We start from the raw sequence: 17,810 nt of genomic DNA on the forward strand, positions 1-17,810 counted from the left end.
TTATAACTCCTTTGTAGTATCTAATTTATGTACAGCAATCTTTTTAATTTGATGCCCATCAAGTTCTAATGCTTTAAATTGAAAACCATCATATTCAACTGAATAGCCAGCCTCAATATTTAAATCAATTGATTGAGAGAGAAGCCAACCACCAATTGTATCTAAATCACTTTCATCGATATGTAGGCCAAACATATCATTTACTTCAGAAATGAGTACTTTCCCATCTAAAACAGTAAGCCTAGGAGTACGCTTTTCAATCATTGGTGATTCGTCTGCGTCAAATTCATCTTGAATTTCTCCGATAATTTCTTCAAGAATATCCTCCATCGTTAAAAGGCCAGCAGTTCCGCCGTATTCATCCATAACAATCGCCATTTGTACGCGGTTCTTTTGGAGGTGTATTAACGTTTTACGAATGGGAACTGTTTCAAATACAGTTAAAACAGGATGTATGTAGGCATCAAGTGGTTTGTAAATGCCTTTTGTTTGATTATGAAAAATCTCTTTCGTATTTATCATTCCAATAATATCATCTTTATCCTTTTCAATAATAGGATAACGTGTATACTTTTCAGTTGCAACGATTTTCATATTTTCTTCTAACGTATTTTCAGTAGATAAACAAACCATTTCAGTTCTAGGTACCATAATTTCTTTAGCAACACGATCATCAAATTCAAAAATATTATTTACATATTTATATTCGGTTTGATTAATTTCGCCGCTTTTATAGCTTTCACCTAAAATGAGTCGTAGTTCTTCTTCGGAATGGGCAAGTTCATTTTCTTTCGCAGGCTCTAAACCGAGTAATTTTGTGAAAAATATAGCTGCACTATTGAGAAGCCAAATGAACGGATACATAATTTTATCAAATAAAATAAGCGGTTTTGCAAATTTTAATGTGATTGCTTCAGCTTTTTGGATTGCGAAAGACTTAGGAACTAACTCGCCTAATACAACATGGAAAAAAGTAATCACACTAAAAGCAATAATAAAGGATAACGTGTTAGCCATTGTTCCAGTAATATTGATTTTTTCAAATAGTGGTCGCAGTAAATGTTCCACAGTTGGTTCACCAAGCCAACCAAGTCCTAAAGAGGTGATAGTAATGCCAAGCTGACAAGCGGATAAATAAACGTCTAAGTTAGATAAAACGCTTCTTGCAGCTAATGCTTGTTTATTACCTTCATTAGCAAGCTGGTCAATTCGACTTTTTCGTACCTTTACGACAGCGAATTCTGAAGCAACGAAAAAACCAGAAATAAGGATAAGTATAAAGATGAGAAAAATATTTAATATGTCCAAGTGTGTTCTTTATTCCTAATTTGGAATAAAGATGTCACCTCCTGTAATTATGTTATACTTTTATAATAAATCCAAATGAAAAGATTAGTCAAAGAAAATGGGTAAATAATGGTAGGTTTCTATAGTAGTTTTTTAATTTGCTGTTATTTTGTCCTCTATATAATAGGAATAACCGTCTACTTTTAATTTAAAGTAGACGGTTATTCTACGTTATGGTTTTGAAATACTTCTTGTTAAAGTGTATGTTTGCTGTTTATTGTAGTTTGTTGTCCATAGTGTTTGGAGAAAAGATAATACGCTGTATGGGATGTAAAGAAGTAATAAACCAATTGCGACAACTATAGGTGCATTTCCACCAAATTGAACGATAAATTGTAAGAGTCCGTTTACGTGAAAAACACATTCCATAAAAACAAATGAAAGAATAATGGAACTTAGAATAGATTTATGATTGGAAGTAAGCGCCATAAATAACGTATCAACAAGGAAGGCTGAATTTTTTATTTCGTATTCATTTGTATTATTTAAGAAAGGAAGCCATTTTTTTATTGCTTGCAGAACGATTATCATGGAAGTACTACATACGATGATAAAAGAGGAGAAGAAAGGAACCTTCATGAATTCCGCGATGTAGAGTAGTAGTAATAGTACTGAACATTGTAATATCACAGTACCAAAAGAATATGGTATCCAGCGCAATAAGGAAGTGCACTTTCTTACTGATCTCGGTGCTTTTAAAAATAGATGACCGATCCCTAAACTAATAAAGAAACCGATTACAAGAGTGAATGTGAAACGAACGATTGATAAAAAATATATTTCCCATATGTAGGGGAATAGTGGTGACGAATGGCTAGAAGTATGTATCATATTTTGTGTATTTATAATCTGATTTGCTGAGAAAAGGATAGGTTCATGCATCCAATCGATTCTTGGAATTGAAATAGAAAAAAGTTGTGCAAAGTTATGAAAAATGCTAATAAATCCAGTTGTGTAAGAGTAATTATGTGTAATGAATAATGCTGGAATAGGACTTATGACAAAAATAATAAAAATACCAACTATAAATTTACATATATGTGAGCGCAATAAGGACATACAACCACCTACTCTTAGAATATTCAGAAAATTCTTATTCTTATTTTAGCTTTTTTCGGGGGAAGTTACAATATATTTTTCTTTACGTATTGGTATATGGATAGTTTTAAATTATTTTTAGAAATTTATTTTATGTATGGGATGAATGAAAAGAAATGTAGGTAAATGTCGAAAGGATTAAATTGATTTTTCAAATTGGAAAGTGATACCATAAAATTAAACAATGTTTAAATCATTGTTTAATCGATAAATTCTAGAGGGGGAGATAAGTTGGGGGAAAATGAAAACATATCAACGAAAGAAAAGATTTTAAATACAACCTTGGAGTTAATTAAAAACGAAGGTTTTGAAAGGGTAACGATAAGGAAAATTGCATCATTGTCAGATGTAAATATTGCGCTTGTAAATTACCATTTTGGTTCAAAAGAAAAGTTGATTAGTGAGGCGATTAAAGTTTTGTTAATTAGCTTCCAAGGCACTTTTTCTATTTTAGATGATATTACAGTACCAGCGAAAGAAAGATTAAAAATATTTTTATTTGATTATGTACTAGTAATTCGGCAATATCCTGAGTTAGTCAGGAAGATTATTGCAATGGGAACTACGGTATTTACATCTCAATACGAATATGGAGATTTTTTGAAGAGGCTAGGTTTTAGTAAAGTGAAGAATATTTTGAGCGAAATAACAAATGAAGCGGATCAGGAAATTTTAATGATGATGACAGTGCAAATATTTGGATCCATTTTTCTTCCAGCATTAATGATGCCAATTCTTGAATCAGGGGCAGATATAAGAGTACTACCTATAGAAAAACAGATTGATTTCCTATTTGAACGCTATTTTTATAAAAATTGAGATAGTGGGTGATAGAGATGGTTAGTTTCTTTAGAAAGCATTGGTATGATATAGGGTTAGTTGTGGCTATTGTTGTCGTTGTTTGTTTAGTCGCGAATTTGGGAGAAATAAGTGAAATAAAAGTACTGTTAGCGTTAAGTTTTGTAGCCATTTTAGTGCATCAATTTGAAGAGTATCGTTGGCCAGGTTATTTCGCTGGTCTGTTTAATGTAGTTATATTTAAAAGTGATATACCAGATCGCTATCCATTAAATACGCAATCTGCTATGGTAATAAATATTTTGATTGCGTATGTTTTTTATTTACTTCCGGTTTTCTTTCAAAATATAATATGGCTTGGGATGGCACCTATTTTAATGGGTTTTTTTCAATTCATATGGCATGGTATTTTTGCGAATATAAAAGCTAAAACAATATACAATCCGGGATTAGGTGCGGTTGTATTACTACATGTTCCGATTGGCTATGCATATATGAGATATGTTCTTTTACACAATCTGGCTACAAATTTGGATTGGATATTAGGGCTGATCTATTTTCTAGTAGCTACCTATTTTTTAATTATAAAAGGAAATATGTTAATGAAAAGTAAGGAGACAAATCATTATTTTTCTAAAAAGCAATTAGGTCCGTACAATGATGCAGTAAAGTGATCCAGAATTCAGAAGGGATTTTTGATGCTGAAGAGAGTACAAGTGAATGATTCATGAATAAATTATGACGAAAAAATGAATAATTTTCAGAAAAATAAAATAATATATTTATTTTTTTCTGAAAATATAATATAGTTATGGCACAGAAAGTATTTTAGCATAAGGAGGCTTTTTTATGAGGATTAAAGGGAATTATGTGCCAAAAAGGGAAGTTTTGTTTTGCTCAAGTTCAATTACGATAGGGGAAACGCTGGAACATTTAAATAAAACGGGGTATCGTTGTGTACCAGTTTTAGATGAAAAAAAAGAGAAGTTTTTAGGGAATGTATACAAAGTAGATATTTTAGAATATAAAGGTTCACTTGAAGATAATGTATTACAATTATTGAACGATAAAAATGGGTACGTGAGAGAAGACTCTTCCTTCTTTAAAGTATTTTTTACAATTAAAAAACTACCGTATTTATCAGTAGTTGATGAAAAAGGGGTCTTCCTTGGTATTTTAACTCATAAAAAAGTTTTTGAACTATTAGAAGATGCGTGGGGAGTCCATTCTAGTAAATATTCTGTCATGATTGGAACACAAGATTATAATGGGGCCATTCAAAAATTATCGACAGTGCTAAAGAAATACACTGGTATTCAAAGCTTAATGACTTTTGATAATGATGCTTTATTAGTACGTAGAATAATGTTTACATTGGGAGAAGAGTTTGAAGATAGTGAATTAGAAACATTGCTAAAGGATTTAGAAGATCATGGATTTAGAGTTGTGTATGTTGAAGAGATGAATAATCCACGTGAAGTTGAAACGATAGACTAACAAGTAAAAGCCATCTTATTTTTTGATGGCTTTTACTTTCTTTTGTATAAAAATATTCAAATATAATAAAATGTAAAAATCGTAAATTTCTAAAAAAATTTGTGTAATAGAATAAATAAAGGAGGTATGTGTGGATAATTTTGATTTTCAAAAAATTCTATTTAAAAATATGTTTTTATTTTTCAGCCAAATATGTTACTATATGTGTGATAAAAACAAAGAGGTCTGACAACTAAACTCCACGTTATAACACTCTAATGACTCGAATATTCAAAAAAATCAAAAATCAAAAATTAATAATTAGAGTAAGAATAAGGGGAATGGAGAAATTATGGAGAAAGACATTGCTTTGTAAGGGGCATATTTTATCATCTTGAGCAGAGAGGAGGATGCATAGCATATTGTGAAAAGAGATATAAACAATGAAAAAGTGCTATGCAAATGAAAAGCATGAAGGGACGTTTAAGGCCAGGTGATACGGTAGCGATTGGTTTAATGTTATTTGCACTATTTTTAGGGGCAGGAAATTTAATTTTCCCGCCAGTTTTAGGTCAACAAGCAGGAGAAAATGTTTGGATTGCTACAATTGGATTCCTTGTAACGGGAGTCGGATTACCCCTATTAGCTGTAACAGCTGTCGCGTTTGTAGAGGGGGACTTGAAAGCGCTATCTTCTAGAGTTCATCCTATATTTGCGTTTATTTTCCCATTGATTAGTTATTTAGCGATTGGACCATTTTTCGCGATTCCGCGTACTGGAGCTGTTTCATTTGAAATGGGTATGAAGCCATTTCTATCAGAGACAATGGTTTCTGAGTGGTACATGCTATTTCTTTTCACTATAGTTTTCTTCGGAATAACGTGGTATTTATCATTAAATCCATCTAAATTAGTGGATTGGTTCGGGAAATTTCTTACACCATTGTTAGTATTGATTGTTGCTGTTATTGTCGGAAAAGCAATTATTGATCCAATTGGAGAACCGGCTGCACCTTTAGCTGCTTATAAAGAGAATGCTTTCTTTGGTGGATTTATTCAAGGATATTTAACGATGGATGCGATTAGTGCACTTGTGTTTGGGATTGTTGTTGTACAAGTTATTCGCTCAAAAGGGATAAAAGAGAGCGGACAAATCGCAAAAATAACAGTTGTATCAGGGATTATTGCTGTATTAGGCTTAACGTTAATATATTTATCACTTGCATATCTCGGATCTACAAGTACATCACTTGGTGTGTCGGAGAACGGTGGTCTTATTTTAACGAATGTTGTAAATGAGTTATATGGAACAAGTGGCAAAATTTTATTAGGACTTGTAATTATACTCGCTTGTTTAACAACTTCTGTTGGATTAACATCTGCGTGTGCTGGCTTCTTTACAAACTTATTCCCAAAACTTTCGCATAAAACGATTGTAACTATGGTATGTGTATTTAGTTTAATTGTATCTAACCTAGGGTTAACACAATTAATCACAGTAACATTACCAGTGTTAATGATCATTTATCCAGTTGCAATTGTATTAATCGTTCTTTCATATTTCCATAAATGGATAGGGAAGCGTAATACAATATATATTGGAGCGATTTTAGGTGCGTTGTTAATTAGTTTCTTTAACGGTTTAGAAAGTGCGAACATTAAAATTGATGCGATTTCTAATGTGCTACAAATGTTACCATTATATAAAGAAGGAATAGGATGGCTAATCCCATCATGTATTGGCGGGATTCTCGGTTTCTTCTTCTATAAATCAAATGAATTAAGTGAATTACAAAAGAAAGGTGCTTAGGCGCCTTTCTTTTTTTAAAGGGGATTTTTGTATTTTGTCTAAGTAATAATTGGGAGGAATGATAAAATGGCTAATTTTGAAGATTTTTTAACTTTTGATGTAAGAATTGGAACAGTAACACAGGCAGAGGAATTTAAAGAAGCGAGAGTGCCAGCGATTAAACTAGAAATTGATTTTGGGGAGCTTGGGGTCAAGCAGTCAAGTGCTCAAATTACGAAGAGATATAATCCAGAAGACTTAATCGGTCAGCAAATTGTTGCTGTTGTAAATTTTCCGCCAAAGCGTGTGGCAGGATTTAAATCGGAAGTGCTTGTATTGGGTGGTGTTCCTGAAGCTGGTGATGTTGTGTTGCTTCAGCCTAATATGGAATTGCCAAATGGAACGAAAATTAGTTAGTGTGAAGGTAGGGGTAAACATGGATATCGGACGAGAATATTTACAATGTGCCATTTCGAATTTCAAGGCAACACAAAAACAAGGAGAACGTGTACTTTCTCAATTATCTTATGAACAGATAATGTGGTCAGCTCAGGAAGAGACAAATAGTATCGCGATTATTATTAAACATTTACATGGTAATATGCGTTCAAGATGGACGGAATTTTTAACGTCTGATGGCGAAAAAATAGATCGTAACCGAGATGGTGAATTTGAAGGTGGCTACAATTCAAAACAAGAAGCGCTTGCTGCGTGGCAAGAAGGGTGGGAGTATGTCTTTAAAACGATGGATACTTTAACAGCAGAGCAGATTTTGCAGAAAGTATACATTCGTGGAGAAGAACACACTGTCATGCAAGAGATCGAAAGGCAAATTTCTCATTATGCTTTACATATTGGACAAATCATTTACATTGGTAAAATGTTAAAAGAAAATGAATGGGAGTGTTTAAGCATTCCCAGAGGTCAATCTACTAGTTATTTACAGAAAAAACGTTCAACGTAATAATATGAAAGAAACCGATATAAAATAGGAAGCAAAAAAATAAGCCAATTGATAGAGGGCTCCGTGAACATTAGAATGCTGCCAGCAATAAGCCCATATGTAATAAGAAAGAAACCAAAGAGTGTATTTATAGGAATAAAACGTGAGACAAATAATTGCTGATTTTTGAAACAAGTGTTATGAAACAAATAAAAGCGGAAATGCCATGTAGAGGTAATAAGATCTTTCCTTCTCGTTATTCTTTTTTTACATTTATGACAGATGAATGGTGGCTGCATTTCGTTACACTCCATTTTTGGAATTCATTAGTTTCGTAATAATTTGAGACAAAATTAAGTACAAAGTGTATATCCCTATATACGCTCCTGCAAGTAGAAAAAGTGGATTTAGTAAAATTCCATGAATGCTTGTCATGAAAACTAAATTTTGTATTAAAACATCATATATATTAATAGAAATAATTGTCCCGAGTACATACAATGCTAAGTATGCGGAAATATGTAGCACAATACGAATTTTAGGATGTAAAGCAAACAAATAAAAAATAAATGATAAGACGATTGGTAATGTTCCTATTAGTAGCTTCAATTCATTTCACCTCATTAACAATATAGCCGGAATTTAAGCGGTCTATTCTCTAGAGCTTGTACATAACTTGAAATAGAGAGGGTGATAGTATGAATCGAGGCTTTTTTTACGTGAAATTAACAAGTGTACGCAAGTTAATTATATTTATTATTACTACGGTATTAGCGACTTTCTTTCTTATTAGTGTAATGGTAACTTCCATGAAAGAGACAAAGTCAACGTATTTATATAATTGGTTAAATGAGTTATCAATGAATGGTTACATGTACGTTATTGGGAAAGAGAATCATTATTTTACACAGGAGTACCGGAATTTGAATCAAGACTTTTCTATTTCTTCATTCCTCTTTTCGATGGCTACGAATATTCGTTTTGATGATGTACGTAGTTTTGTCGGGAAAGAACTTCCGGGATTTGGGAAATATGATACAGAAATCGTTATAGCAGGTGAAGGAACAAATTATTCCAACTTACCGATAGAATCGAGTGTTCCTCTTGAAGAAGTAGTGAAGGAACGGACTGGAGAAGCTGGACAAGTTCCTAAGCCTGATCCGAATAAAGAGAAGAAACAACCAGCTCAAACGACTGGAAAAAGACAAGTTGCATTGATTTATCATTCACATAGCTGGGAATCTTATTTGCCGTTACTTAACTTAACGAATGATCCAAATCCAAATAAAGCAACGAGTTCTGTAACGAATATTTCAATAGTTGGCGATCGATTGCGAGAACAGTTAGAAAGTGAAGGGATCGGTGCTACTAACGATAAAACTGATGTTGGTCAAAAATTAATAAGTAAAGGATTAAATAGTAATAGTTCTTATAAACTGTCACGAGAAATTGTACAAGAAGCGATGGCTGGTAATAAAGAACTCCAATATTTTTTCGATTTGCACCGTGATAGTGCACGGAAAAATGTCACGACAAAAACAATTGGAGATAAATCATATGCAAAGCTTGCTTTTGTAATTGGGAAAGGTAACAAAAACTATGAAAAAAACTTACAATTAGCAACTGCGTTACATGAGACGATTAGTAAGAAATATCCGGGAATGAGCCGTGGTGTAATTCAAAAAGGATTCCAAACAGGAAATGGAGTCTACAATCAAGACCTATCAGGACAAGCGATATTAATTGAAGTTGGCGGGGTAGATAATACAGAGGAAGAATTAAATCGATCAATTGATGCACTTGCTAAGGCATTTGGTGAATATTTTTGGCAAGCAGAAAAAGTGAATGGATAAAGTGAAATTTGAATTAGTGGTAGGCATTGCCGATGGTTATCAGCCTACATCAATTGGGGGAAAACGTAAGTGTACAGCTTACGTTTTTTGTTTGTCATGAAATGAGGATGAAAAGATGTCACATTATAGACATAATTTGTAATTGCTATAGTAATATCGAAATTTGTCTATTTATAATAGGAGAATTAGAAAGGGATTTTCGCAAAAATATAGAAAATCTTTTCACAAGGAAAATTTTTAACTAACAGAATGGGTAGGGGATTAAGGTGATACGTGAGATTAGAGTAGAAGATGCAGCATCATTTTTACAATTAAGTAAGCAATTAGATGAAGAAACGAAATTTATGTTATACGAAACAGGAGAACGAAAAACTACAGTAGAGCAACAAGAAAAGATGGTCCACCGTTTTATAGAAAATGAATATGCGACAATATTTGTAGCAGTTAAAGAAGAGAGAATAGTAGGGTTTATTTTAGTTGATGGAAATAATATTCAAAGAAAGAGACATGTGGCAGGCATTGTAATTGGCATTTTGCAAGAGTATAGTGGCCGAGGTATTGGAACGAGTTTGTTTAAAGAAGTAGAGAAGTGGGCAAGATTACATGATGTATGGCGTTTAGAATTAACGGTAATGGCCCACAATACAAGAGCTCAGGCACTATATAGCAAAATTGGATTTGAACAAGAAGGTGTCAAAAAATCTGCTCTTATCATCGATGGAAAAGGTATCGATGAGTATGAAATGGCCAAATTATTAAAATAAGAGGTCGTTATATGAAAAAAAGATGGGCACTACTTGGTATCGTAGCAATGATACTGATCATTGGAGTAGCAGGAATAAATTATAAGATGTACAAGGAGCAAGAGGCGAAGGAAGTAAATGTAAACAATATATTTCCGAAAGCTAAAGAAACGATTGCTAATATGGATGGGGATATCGCAGTCATTAGTAATCCAAGTTCGATGCTTGTACTTGTGAATAAAAATAGGCGTTTACCAGATGGGTATAGACCGCCAGATTTAGTTGTTCCGAAAGTACGTTACTCTAGTGAAGGTGATCAAGAGAAGAAAAAGATGAGGAAAGAGGCAGCGGTGGCACTTGAGGAAATGTTTCAGCAAGCCAATAATGAGCGGATTTTCCTTTTTGCAGTCTCTGGATTTAGATCTTTTGATCGACAAAAAGCATTAAATACAATGTATAAAAGACAAGATGGAGAAGCAAAGACAGCAATGTCTAGTGCAGTCCCTGGTACGAGTGAACATCAAACAGGACTAGCTATGGATATTACATCTCAATCTGCTAAATTTCAGCTAGAAACTGTTTTTGGGGAGACGAAAGAAGGAAAGTGGCTTTCTGAAAATGCCCATAAGTTTGGTTTTGTTATTCGATATACGAAAGAGAAAGAAGGGATTACCGGTTATCGTTATGAACCGTGGCATGTACGTTATGTTGGGAATCCGCAAGCTACATATTTATATGAAAACCAACTAACGATTGAAGAAGTAACGCAGTAATGAATTGAGGGGAGAGGGCTAAGATGACGATGTTATATAAGAAAAAGGTACATGCATATATTACGAGAGAAAAAGAAGGGGTTATGCAACTACTCGTTTTTAAACATCGTGATATACGAGAGGCTGGTATCCAAGTGCCAGGCGGGACGGTAGATGAAGGCGAAACGTTAGAGGCAGCAATTTTACGTGAAGTACAAGAAGAGTCAGGACTACGCCATTTTTGTATCGAGCGCTTCCTTTCTGATTACATTATTTATATGAAAGAAAAAAAGGAATATCAAAAACGTCATTTTTTCCACATTTCATTATTAACAGATGTGAAAGATACGTGGGAACATATAGTAAGTGCTGGTGAGGAAGACAAAGGTTTAGTATTTTGTTATGAATGGGTTGATATTAACAAATGCCCTGAATTAGCAGGTAAACAAGGCGAGTTTTTACATTTGTTAGAAGAGGTATATGTAAAATAATAAAAAGAGTCTGAGGCGATATTGTATTCGTTTCAGACTCTTTTTATTTCTCTGGAAATTAAAGGTTTTTAAACTGGTGAGTTGAATTTCTTTAAAGGGATTGTAGCTGTTTATGCGAGGAGCGGAGAAAATGAAAAAGTAATAGATACATGTTAGCAATAAAAGACTTTATAGAAGGAGAATGACGATGGAAATTCAGTTCAATACACTATTGCAAAAAGAATTAACAATTCATGATATTCAAAAGGAAATGGAAGCTGGGAAGTTAACTTCAAAAGAACTAGTCATGTATTATCTTCATAGAATCGCAAAGTATGACCAAGATGGACCGAAAATCAATTCTATTTTAGAAATCAATCCAGATGCTATCTTTATTGCAGAAGCGTTAGATTATGAAAGAAAGACAAAAGGAGTAAGAGGTCCATTACATGGTATACCTGTTTTACTTAAGGATAATATTGAAACGAATGACTCGATGCATACAAGTGCTGGTACGATTGCCCTGGAACAAAATATAAGTAGTGAAGATGCATTTCTTGTTAAAAAGCTCCGAGAAGCAGGTGCGATTATACTAGGGAAAGCAAATATGACAGAGTTAGCAAACGGAATGTCTTTTGAAATGTGGGCTGGATATAGCGCTAGAGGCGGTCAAACGATTAATCCTTACGGTACAGGAAAGGATGATATGTTTGTTGGTGGATCGAGTACAGGATCTGCCGTTGCAGTTGCTGCTAACTTTACTGTATTATCCGTTGGAACAGAGACAGATGCTTCTATTTTAAGTCCAGCTGTTCAAAACTCGGTTGTAGGTATTAAGCCGACTGTTGGGTTAATTAGTCGTAGTGGAATTATTCCTTTCACTTATTCACAAGATACAGCTGGGCCATTTGCTAGAACGGTAACGGATGCTGCAATTCTATTAGGGAACTTAACGGGAGTGGATGAGATGGATGTAGCCACTCATAAAAGTGAAGGAATGGCATATCAAGATTATACACCTTATCTCGATGTAAATGGATTAAAGGGAGCAAAGATTGGCGTATTTAACAATGCTCCAAAAGACTATTACGAAAATGGTGAGTACGATGAAAAATTGTTTGAGGAAACGATCCAAGTATTACGTAGTGAGGGAGCGACAGTAGTAGAAGATATTGATATTCCGTCTTTTCATAGGGAATGGAGTTGGGGAGTTCCACTTTATGAGCTGAAGCACAGTTTGGATAACTATCTTTCTAAATTACCTTCTACTATTCCAGTACATTCTATTTCGGAGTTAATGGAGTTTAATAAAAACATAGCAGAAAGAGCTTTGAAATATGGACAAACTAAGTTAGAAAGAAGAAAAGATTTTCCTAATACGTTAAGAAATCCAGAATATTTAAACGCAAGATTAGAAGATATATATTTTTCGCAAAAACAAGGTATTGATTTTGCGTTGGAAAAATATAACCTGGATGCGATACTGTTCCCTTCTTATATAGGATCTACTATATGTGCGAAAGCAGGTTATCCGTCTATAGCAATGCCTGCGGGATATATGGATAATGGGAGGCCTTTTGGAATTACTCTTGCAAGTGCTGCTTTTAGTGAAGGGGCATTAATTAAACTAGCATATGCTTTTGAACAAGCGACAAAACATAGGAAGATTCCCAACTTGTCATGAATAGAATAAACAAAGAGGACAGGAATTCCTGTCCTTTTTGTTTTATTGATTAAAGTGAAATATCTTTCTGCTCCGTCTTCTGATATTTTAATAAGTTAAAGGATAAACAAGCAGAACATAAAATAAGAAAAGCGGCGATAATATAAATAGTACGAACGCCGAACATATCAGTAATAATTCCAACGCTAAGCATAGAAAGACCAGAAGCTGTCGAGAGAAGTGCACCATGAGCTGTATACATCTTCGATAATAAAGAAGGAGTGACGCTTGATTGTAAAACCGTCGTTTGAGAAATATCTCTAATTTGATAACATGGCCCCATTAGAACACAAAGAAATAGAGCAATAAATCCGCTACTTGTCATACCATATAAAAATGTAAGAATACTAAACATAAGAGAGCCTATCGCCATGGAGCGTATTAAATTTTTTTGAATATATGTACTCATTTTCCACGCTAATATCCCACCAATTAATGTGCCGACGTAATAACTTGTGTTAATATATCCCCACCAATCTTCGCCTTTATGAAGAACAGTCGTTACATATGCCATCGTAATAGCACCGATCCATATCGTCCCTGCGAAAGTTTCAATTAAGTCCATAATTGTAACGATGCGCAGAGACGGGTGTTGAAATAACAGTTTCCATCCTTCTAATAATGCAGTAGTTTTCGAAGAAGTGGGTTCTGCTACTCGTTCAGCTTGTATAGATTGTAATGAAAGGTGTAATGTAATACATCCGAAAATCATCAATATGTTATTAATCATGAGTGTCGAAGTAACGCCAATGAGAAGAACAATTATGCTTGTAAATGAGTATGCAGCGGCTTGTATAATTTGTGTTGAAAAGGAAAAGACACTATTTACTTTTACTAATTTTTCTTGTGGTGTTAAGCGTGGGATAACGGCGTATAGTAGAGGAGCGCTCCAGCCACTACATAATGAAATGAAAATAACAAAAGTTAAAAGAGCAGAAATGTTTGCTGATAGTATAGGAAATAATATCATTAACAATATTAAAAGAGCTGTTTTAATCCATTGTAGAGTATATAGCAATGAATAAGATGGAAACCGATTCATTATAAGTGGTGCAGAGGTGTTCGCGATAAGATTTGTGATAACCTGTAATAATGGAAAAAGAGCAGTAATTGTAGCTGATCTAGTTGTGATATAGATGTGAGTTGTAATAATCATTATGTATACAATGTCAGCGAGAGTAATGCATATTTTGGAGCCCAAATAGTAAGTTAGTGAACGTTTAGGCAATAAGAATACCACCTTTCAAATCAATACTGCTTTTAATTTTAATTATTATAATCTGTAAGTTATATTTTTGAAAGAATTAAATTTTTTGTCATTTTTTGAAAGGGATTTTCGTGTATAATGAAGAATATATTAATATAGCATTTTATTAATGCTTGTTGTAACAGCGAATACATATAATAGCTTGTAGCAAACGCCCCCTCTATGAGAAAGGGCGGATAAACCATTCTTTTCTTCATATACATATAGAAAATGAGAAAGAAAGTGAGGGTTGCATATGGCTGGATGGGTGATTTGGTTTATAATAGCGGGTATTTTATTTATTGCAGAAATGTTGTCGATTACGTTTTACATGCTTTGGCTTGGAATTGGAGCTGTTGTCGGAGGTCTTATTGCTTTGTTTGCTCCTGATGCACTATTTTTACAAGTTGTTGTTGGGGCGATTGTAAGTTTAACATTGACTTTCTTTACGAAAAGAATTTCTAAAAACTTTCGAGAAGCAAAAGGTTTTACTGATACAGTAGATAAACTTGTTGGTAAAAAGGGAATTGTTATGCAAACGATTACAAGCGAAGTGAACGGTATTGTGAAAGTGGATGGAGATACTTGGACAGCTATTTCGGATACTCCTATTGATGCTGGAGAAAAAGTCGTTGTTATACAGAGGCATAGTACTATTTTACAAGTGAAAAAGGAGAGTGAATAAATATGGCAGTAGCATTAACGTTAACGATTATTTTCGCATTGATTGTCGTTGTATTTATTGCATTGACAATTAAAATTATTTCTCAGCAAAAAGTTGGGGTCGTTGAAAGGTTTGGTAAATTTCAACGGATTATGCACCCAGGATTAAATATTCTAATCCCAATTGTAGACCGCGTTCGTGTATATCACGATTTGCGTATTCAACAAACGAATGTACCACCACAAAAGGTAATAACGAAAGATAATGTACAAGTAGAAATTGATACAATTATTTTCTATCAAATTGTTGAACCAGAGCTTGCGACATATGGTATTTCAAACTATGAATATGGTGTTCGTAATATTACATCTGCAACAATGCGTCAAATTATTGGTAAAATGGAGCTTGATGAAACATTATCAGGTCGTGAAAAAATTTCAACAGAAATTCGTTTAGCACTTGATGAAGCGACAGAAAAATGGGGCGTTCGTATTGAGCGTGTCGAAATAGTCGATATTAATCCACCAAAAGATGTGCAAGTATCAATGGAAAAACAAATGAAAGCAGAACGTAATAAACGTGCGATCATTTTAGAAGCTGAAGCAGCGAAACAAGATAAAGTCCTTCGGGCTGAAGGGGAAAAACAAAGTAAAATTTTAATGGCTGAAGGGGATAAAGAAGCGCGTATTCGAGAAGCTGAAGGTTTAAAAGAAGCAAAAGAATTAGAAGCACAAGGGGAAGCAAGAGCGATTGAGGAAATCGCAAAAGCAGAACAAAACCGAATTGAATTACTTCGCGCAGCAGATTTAGATGAACGCGTACTTGCTTATAAATCGTTTGAATCATTAATTGAGGTTGCAAAAGGACCAGCGAATAAAGTCTTTATTCCGTCTAATGCAATTGAAACACTTGGTACTCTTGGTGCAATTGGGGAAATCTTCAAAGAAAAACAAGCGAAGAAATTACCTTCGTCAGATACAGAAAAAGAACAATAAGAGTGAGAAAGAGAAATGGGATGCCATTTCTCTTTTTTTTTTGCGTATATTACGAAAAGCTTGTACATATCCATGTATAAAGAAGGTGATACATTGAAAAAGTATGCAACCCGTATACATGGGAAGAAACTAATCTCGTTACTCTTTCTATATGCACTAGTCATAATTATTATTGCGTCGATTTTGACGTCGCTTTTACATACAATAAAATCGAATTACGTGAATCAATGGTTTGGAAAAGTATCGATGCAAGGTTTTGTTCAAATGATAGAAAGTGAGAATCGCTATTACGGATTTGATTATTTTAAGCAGAATAAAAGGGAGTCATTTGGAAATTTAATGTTCTCGATTGCGACGGATTTGAAAATTAAAGATTTAAGAACGTTTGTCGGTAAAGAAGTGCCTGGTATGTCAAAGTATTACTCTAACATTATTGTAGCTGGGGAAGGGACAAACTTTACGAATATCCCAAATGAATCTAGTGTACCGATTGAAGAAGTAACGAAAGAGCGAGAAGTAGCAAAAGATAAAGTTACAGAAGCTGAAAAGAATAATCCGGTTCAGAAAAAGAATGGAGCGAAAAAAGGTGAAAGTGCAGTATATATTTATCATACACATAGCTGGGAATCTTTCTTTCCGTTATTACCAGGGGCTACCGATCCATCAAGTCCAGATGTAAATGTGTCCTTACTAGGGAAACGTATGAAAGAACAACTTGAAGGACAAGGAATTCCAGTAGTTCATGATAAAACGAATATGGGGGATTTATTAGCGAGTAAAAAATGGAAATGGCCGCAATCATATAAAGCGTCTCATGAATATGTAAAAGAAACATTAGCACAAAATAATAATATTGCGTTTCCGATTGATATACACCGTGATGATCAGCGGAAGAAGGTAACAACAAAAGTAATTAACGGGAAATCGTATGCAAGATTATATTTTATAATTGGGATGGAAAATGAAGGGCGTGCTGAAAATGAAAAAATTGCAAGAGCAATCAATAGTTATTTAGATGAAAACTATTACGGATTAAGCAGAGGAATCTTTCCAAAGTATAAAAAAGATGGAAATGGCGTTTATAATCAAGATTTATCTAAAAATGCGATGTTAATTGAAGTTGGTGGTGTTGATAATACATTAGATGAATTATATAACACAATTGATGTGTTGACGGAAGCGTTTAGTAAGTATTATTGGAATGATGCAGAGAAAGTGAATGGATGAGGGGCGGGAAACCGTTCCTTTTTTGTTATATAAAGTTAAGAATGTGATATAATGGAGTTTTGTGAATATTAAACAAGGGAGCGGAAGAAACATGCAAATACTACTAATACGCCACGGTGAATCAGAAGCAGATATTTTAAATGTACATGAAGGTCGAGCTGACTTTGAATTAACAGAAAAGGGAAGACAGCAAGTACAAAGACTTGTACAGAAAGTGAAAGCAGATTTCCCGCCAGATTTCATTTGGGCAAGCACATTAAAACGTGCTCGCGAAACTGGTGAAACATTAGCAGAAGGAATTGGGTGCCCAATTCAACTAGAAGAAGAATTAATGGAGTTTAATAATGGGGTACAAGCAGGGTTATCATTTGAAGAAGCGAAAAAATATCCAGAGCCAAAATTTCTTCATGATCGTTTTGAAAACGGGGAATCATTTATTGAATTTAGAATGAGAATAGAAGGGATTTTTTCTAAAATCGTGACAGAGAATACGTATGACCGAATTGCAATTGTTGCACACGGTGGTGTAATAAATAGTATTTTACGAGCGTTTTTCCAAATGCCAATTAGCATGGACTATTATTTTAAAATGGGAGATACGGGAATTAGTTTGATTGAAATTGAGGGTGCACAAAAAACGGTACATTTCATAAATGATACGAATCATTTGGACGGGATGTAAGGACC

Annotated in this window: 20 protein-coding genes; 15 read left to right on the top strand and 5 right to left on the bottom strand. The window is 34.0% G+C overall.

From position 1 onward, the window contains the following. Together MKY90_RS10220 and MKY90_RS10225 are read right to left on the bottom strand one after the other, a co-directional pair. The gene (locus tag MKY90_RS10220) at nt 1–1,308 is read right to left on the bottom strand and encodes a hemolysin family protein (RefSeq protein ID WP_002086044.1); all 1,308 of its coding nucleotides are present in this window, start codon (nt 1,306–1,308) and stop codon (nt 1–3) included. A 210-nt stretch (nt 1,309–1,518) separates the two neighbouring features. After that, complete coding sequence (locus MKY90_RS10225) at nt 1,519–2,406, bottom strand: hypothetical protein (protein ID WP_002168576.1); 888 nt, start codon at nt 2,404–2,406, stop codon at nt 1,519–1,521. A gap of 270 nt (nt 2,407–2,676) precedes the next feature. Between MKY90_RS10225 and MKY90_RS10230 the strand changes: the two genes are divergently transcribed. The 6 genes from MKY90_RS10230 (at nt 2,677) to MKY90_RS10255 (ending at nt 7,471) form a co-directional block, all read left to right on the top strand. Beyond that, on the top strand, nt 2,677–3,264 hold the full coding sequence (locus MKY90_RS10230; protein WP_002086042.1) for a TetR/AcrR family transcriptional regulator: 588 nt from the start codon (nt 2,677–2,679) through the stop codon (nt 3,262–3,264). Between the two features lie 8 nt (nt 3,265–3,272). Beyond that, nucleotides 3,273–3,917 carry an HXXEE domain-containing protein gene (locus MKY90_RS10235; RefSeq protein ID WP_002148541.1) on the top strand — a complete coding sequence of 215 codons (645 nt, stop codon included), beginning with the start codon at nt 3,273–3,275 and terminating at the stop codon, nt 3,915–3,917. Nucleotides 3,918–4,092: 175 nt separating this feature from the next. Then, nucleotides 4,093–4,740, top strand: coding sequence for a cyclic di-AMP binding protein CbpA (gene cbpA, locus MKY90_RS10240; protein WP_002186059.1), 648 nt, complete (start codon nt 4,093–4,095; stop codon nt 4,738–4,740). A gap of 450 nt (nt 4,741–5,190) precedes the next feature. Beyond that, nucleotides 5,191–6,528, top strand: a complete 1,338-nt coding sequence (gene brnQ4 / locus MKY90_RS10245; RefSeq protein ID WP_396022273.1) for a branched-chain amino acid transport system II carrier protein BrnQ4 — start codon at nt 5,191–5,193, stop codon at nt 6,526–6,528. Nucleotides 6,529–6,594: 66 nt separating this feature from the next. Next, nucleotides 6,595–6,924 carry a chaperone CsaA gene (gene csaA / locus MKY90_RS10250; protein WP_001263027.1) on the top strand — a complete coding sequence of 110 codons (330 nt, stop codon included), beginning with the start codon at nt 6,595–6,597 and terminating at the stop codon, nt 6,922–6,924. Further along, nucleotides 6,905–7,471 carry a DUF1572 domain-containing protein gene (locus MKY90_RS10255; protein WP_341091248.1) on the top strand — a complete coding sequence of 189 codons (567 nt, stop codon included), beginning with the start codon at nt 6,905–6,907 and terminating at the stop codon, nt 7,469–7,471. Before csaA ends, MKY90_RS10255 begins: the two co-directional genes overlap by 20 nt. Here the strand turns inward: MKY90_RS10255 and MKY90_RS10260 are convergent. Further along, nucleotides 7,444–7,749 carry a permease gene (locus tag MKY90_RS10260; RefSeq protein WP_078178819.1) on the bottom strand — a complete coding sequence of 102 codons (306 nt, stop codon included), beginning with the start codon at nt 7,747–7,749 and terminating at the stop codon, nt 7,444–7,446. The two genes, MKY90_RS10255 and MKY90_RS10260, sit on opposite strands and share 28 nt — an antisense overlap. Before the next feature lie 4 nt (nt 7,750–7,753). After that, nucleotides 7,754–8,059, bottom strand: a complete 306-nt coding sequence (locus tag MKY90_RS10265; RefSeq protein ID WP_002127010.1) for a hypothetical protein — start codon at nt 8,057–8,059, stop codon at nt 7,754–7,756. A gap of 89 nt (nt 8,060–8,148) precedes the next feature. Between MKY90_RS10265 and spoIIP (MKY90_RS10270) the strand changes: the two genes are divergently transcribed. The 5 genes from spoIIP (MKY90_RS10270) (at nt 8,149) to MKY90_RS10290 (ending at nt 12,952) form a co-directional block, all read left to right on the top strand. Continuing rightward, nucleotides 8,149–9,303 carry a stage II sporulation protein SpoIIP gene (spoIIP, locus tag MKY90_RS10270; protein WP_002127011.1) on the top strand — a complete coding sequence of 385 codons (1,155 nt, stop codon included), beginning with the start codon at nt 8,149–8,151 and terminating at the stop codon, nt 9,301–9,303. 266 nt (nt 9,304–9,569) lie between these two features. Next, nucleotides 9,570–10,067 (top strand): GNAT family N-acetyltransferase, encoded by a 498-nt coding sequence (locus MKY90_RS10275; RefSeq protein WP_201056167.1) that lies wholly within the window; start codon nt 9,570–9,572, stop codon nt 10,065–10,067. A gap of 11 nt (nt 10,068–10,078) precedes the next feature. Next, nucleotides 10,079–10,819 (top strand): M15 family metallopeptidase, encoded by a 741-nt coding sequence (locus tag MKY90_RS10280; protein ID WP_002031537.1) that lies wholly within the window; start codon nt 10,079–10,081, stop codon nt 10,817–10,819. Between the two features lie 23 nt (nt 10,820–10,842). Continuing rightward, complete coding sequence (locus MKY90_RS10285; protein WP_002127013.1) at nt 10,843–11,289, top strand: NUDIX hydrolase; 447 nt, start codon at nt 10,843–10,845, stop codon at nt 11,287–11,289. A gap of 187 nt (nt 11,290–11,476) precedes the next feature. Beyond that, nucleotides 11,477–12,952, top strand: a complete 1,476-nt coding sequence (locus MKY90_RS10290; RefSeq protein WP_341091250.1) for an amidase family protein — start codon at nt 11,477–11,479, stop codon at nt 12,950–12,952. 49 nt (nt 12,953–13,001) lie between these two features. Here the strand turns inward: MKY90_RS10290 and MKY90_RS10295 are convergent, their stop codons facing one another. After that, nucleotides 13,002–14,219 carry an MFS transporter gene (locus MKY90_RS10295; protein ID WP_016126805.1) on the bottom strand — a complete coding sequence of 406 codons (1,218 nt, stop codon included), beginning with the start codon at nt 14,217–14,219 and terminating at the stop codon, nt 13,002–13,004. A gap of 274 nt (nt 14,220–14,493) precedes the next feature. Between MKY90_RS10295 and MKY90_RS10300 the strand changes: the two genes are divergently transcribed. The 4 genes from MKY90_RS10300 to MKY90_RS10315 all read left to right on the top strand — a co-directional run bounded on the left by MKY90_RS10300 (nt 14,494) and on the right by MKY90_RS10315 (nt 17,805). After that, entirely contained in the window at nt 14,494–14,922 is a 429-nt protein-coding gene (locus tag MKY90_RS10300) for an NfeD family protein (protein ID WP_002012470.1), read from the top strand. A 2-nt stretch (nt 14,923–14,924) separates the two neighbouring features. Next, the gene (locus MKY90_RS10305) at nt 14,925–15,896 is read left to right on the top strand and encodes an SPFH domain-containing protein (protein ID WP_016126806.1); all 972 of its coding nucleotides are present in this window, start codon (nt 14,925–14,927) and stop codon (nt 15,894–15,896) included. A gap of 15 nt (nt 15,897–15,911) precedes the next feature. Continuing rightward, nucleotides 15,912–17,123, top strand: coding sequence for a stage II sporulation protein P (gene spoIIP, locus MKY90_RS10310; RefSeq protein ID WP_341091258.1), 1,212 nt, complete (start codon nt 15,912–15,914; stop codon nt 17,121–17,123). 91 nt (nt 17,124–17,214) lie between these two features. Further along, nucleotides 17,215–17,805: a histidine phosphatase family protein gene (locus MKY90_RS10315; RefSeq protein ID WP_016092755.1), complete on the top strand. Its 591-nt coding sequence runs from the start codon at nt 17,215–17,217 to the stop codon at nt 17,803–17,805. Nucleotides 17,806–17,810 lie beyond the last annotated feature (5 nt).

Origin of the sequence: Bacillus sp. FSL P2-0099 (genome assembly GCF_038007445.1) — a bacterium.
Lineage (GTDB): Bacteria > Bacillota > Bacilli > Bacillales > Bacillaceae_G > Bacillus_A > Bacillus_A mycoides.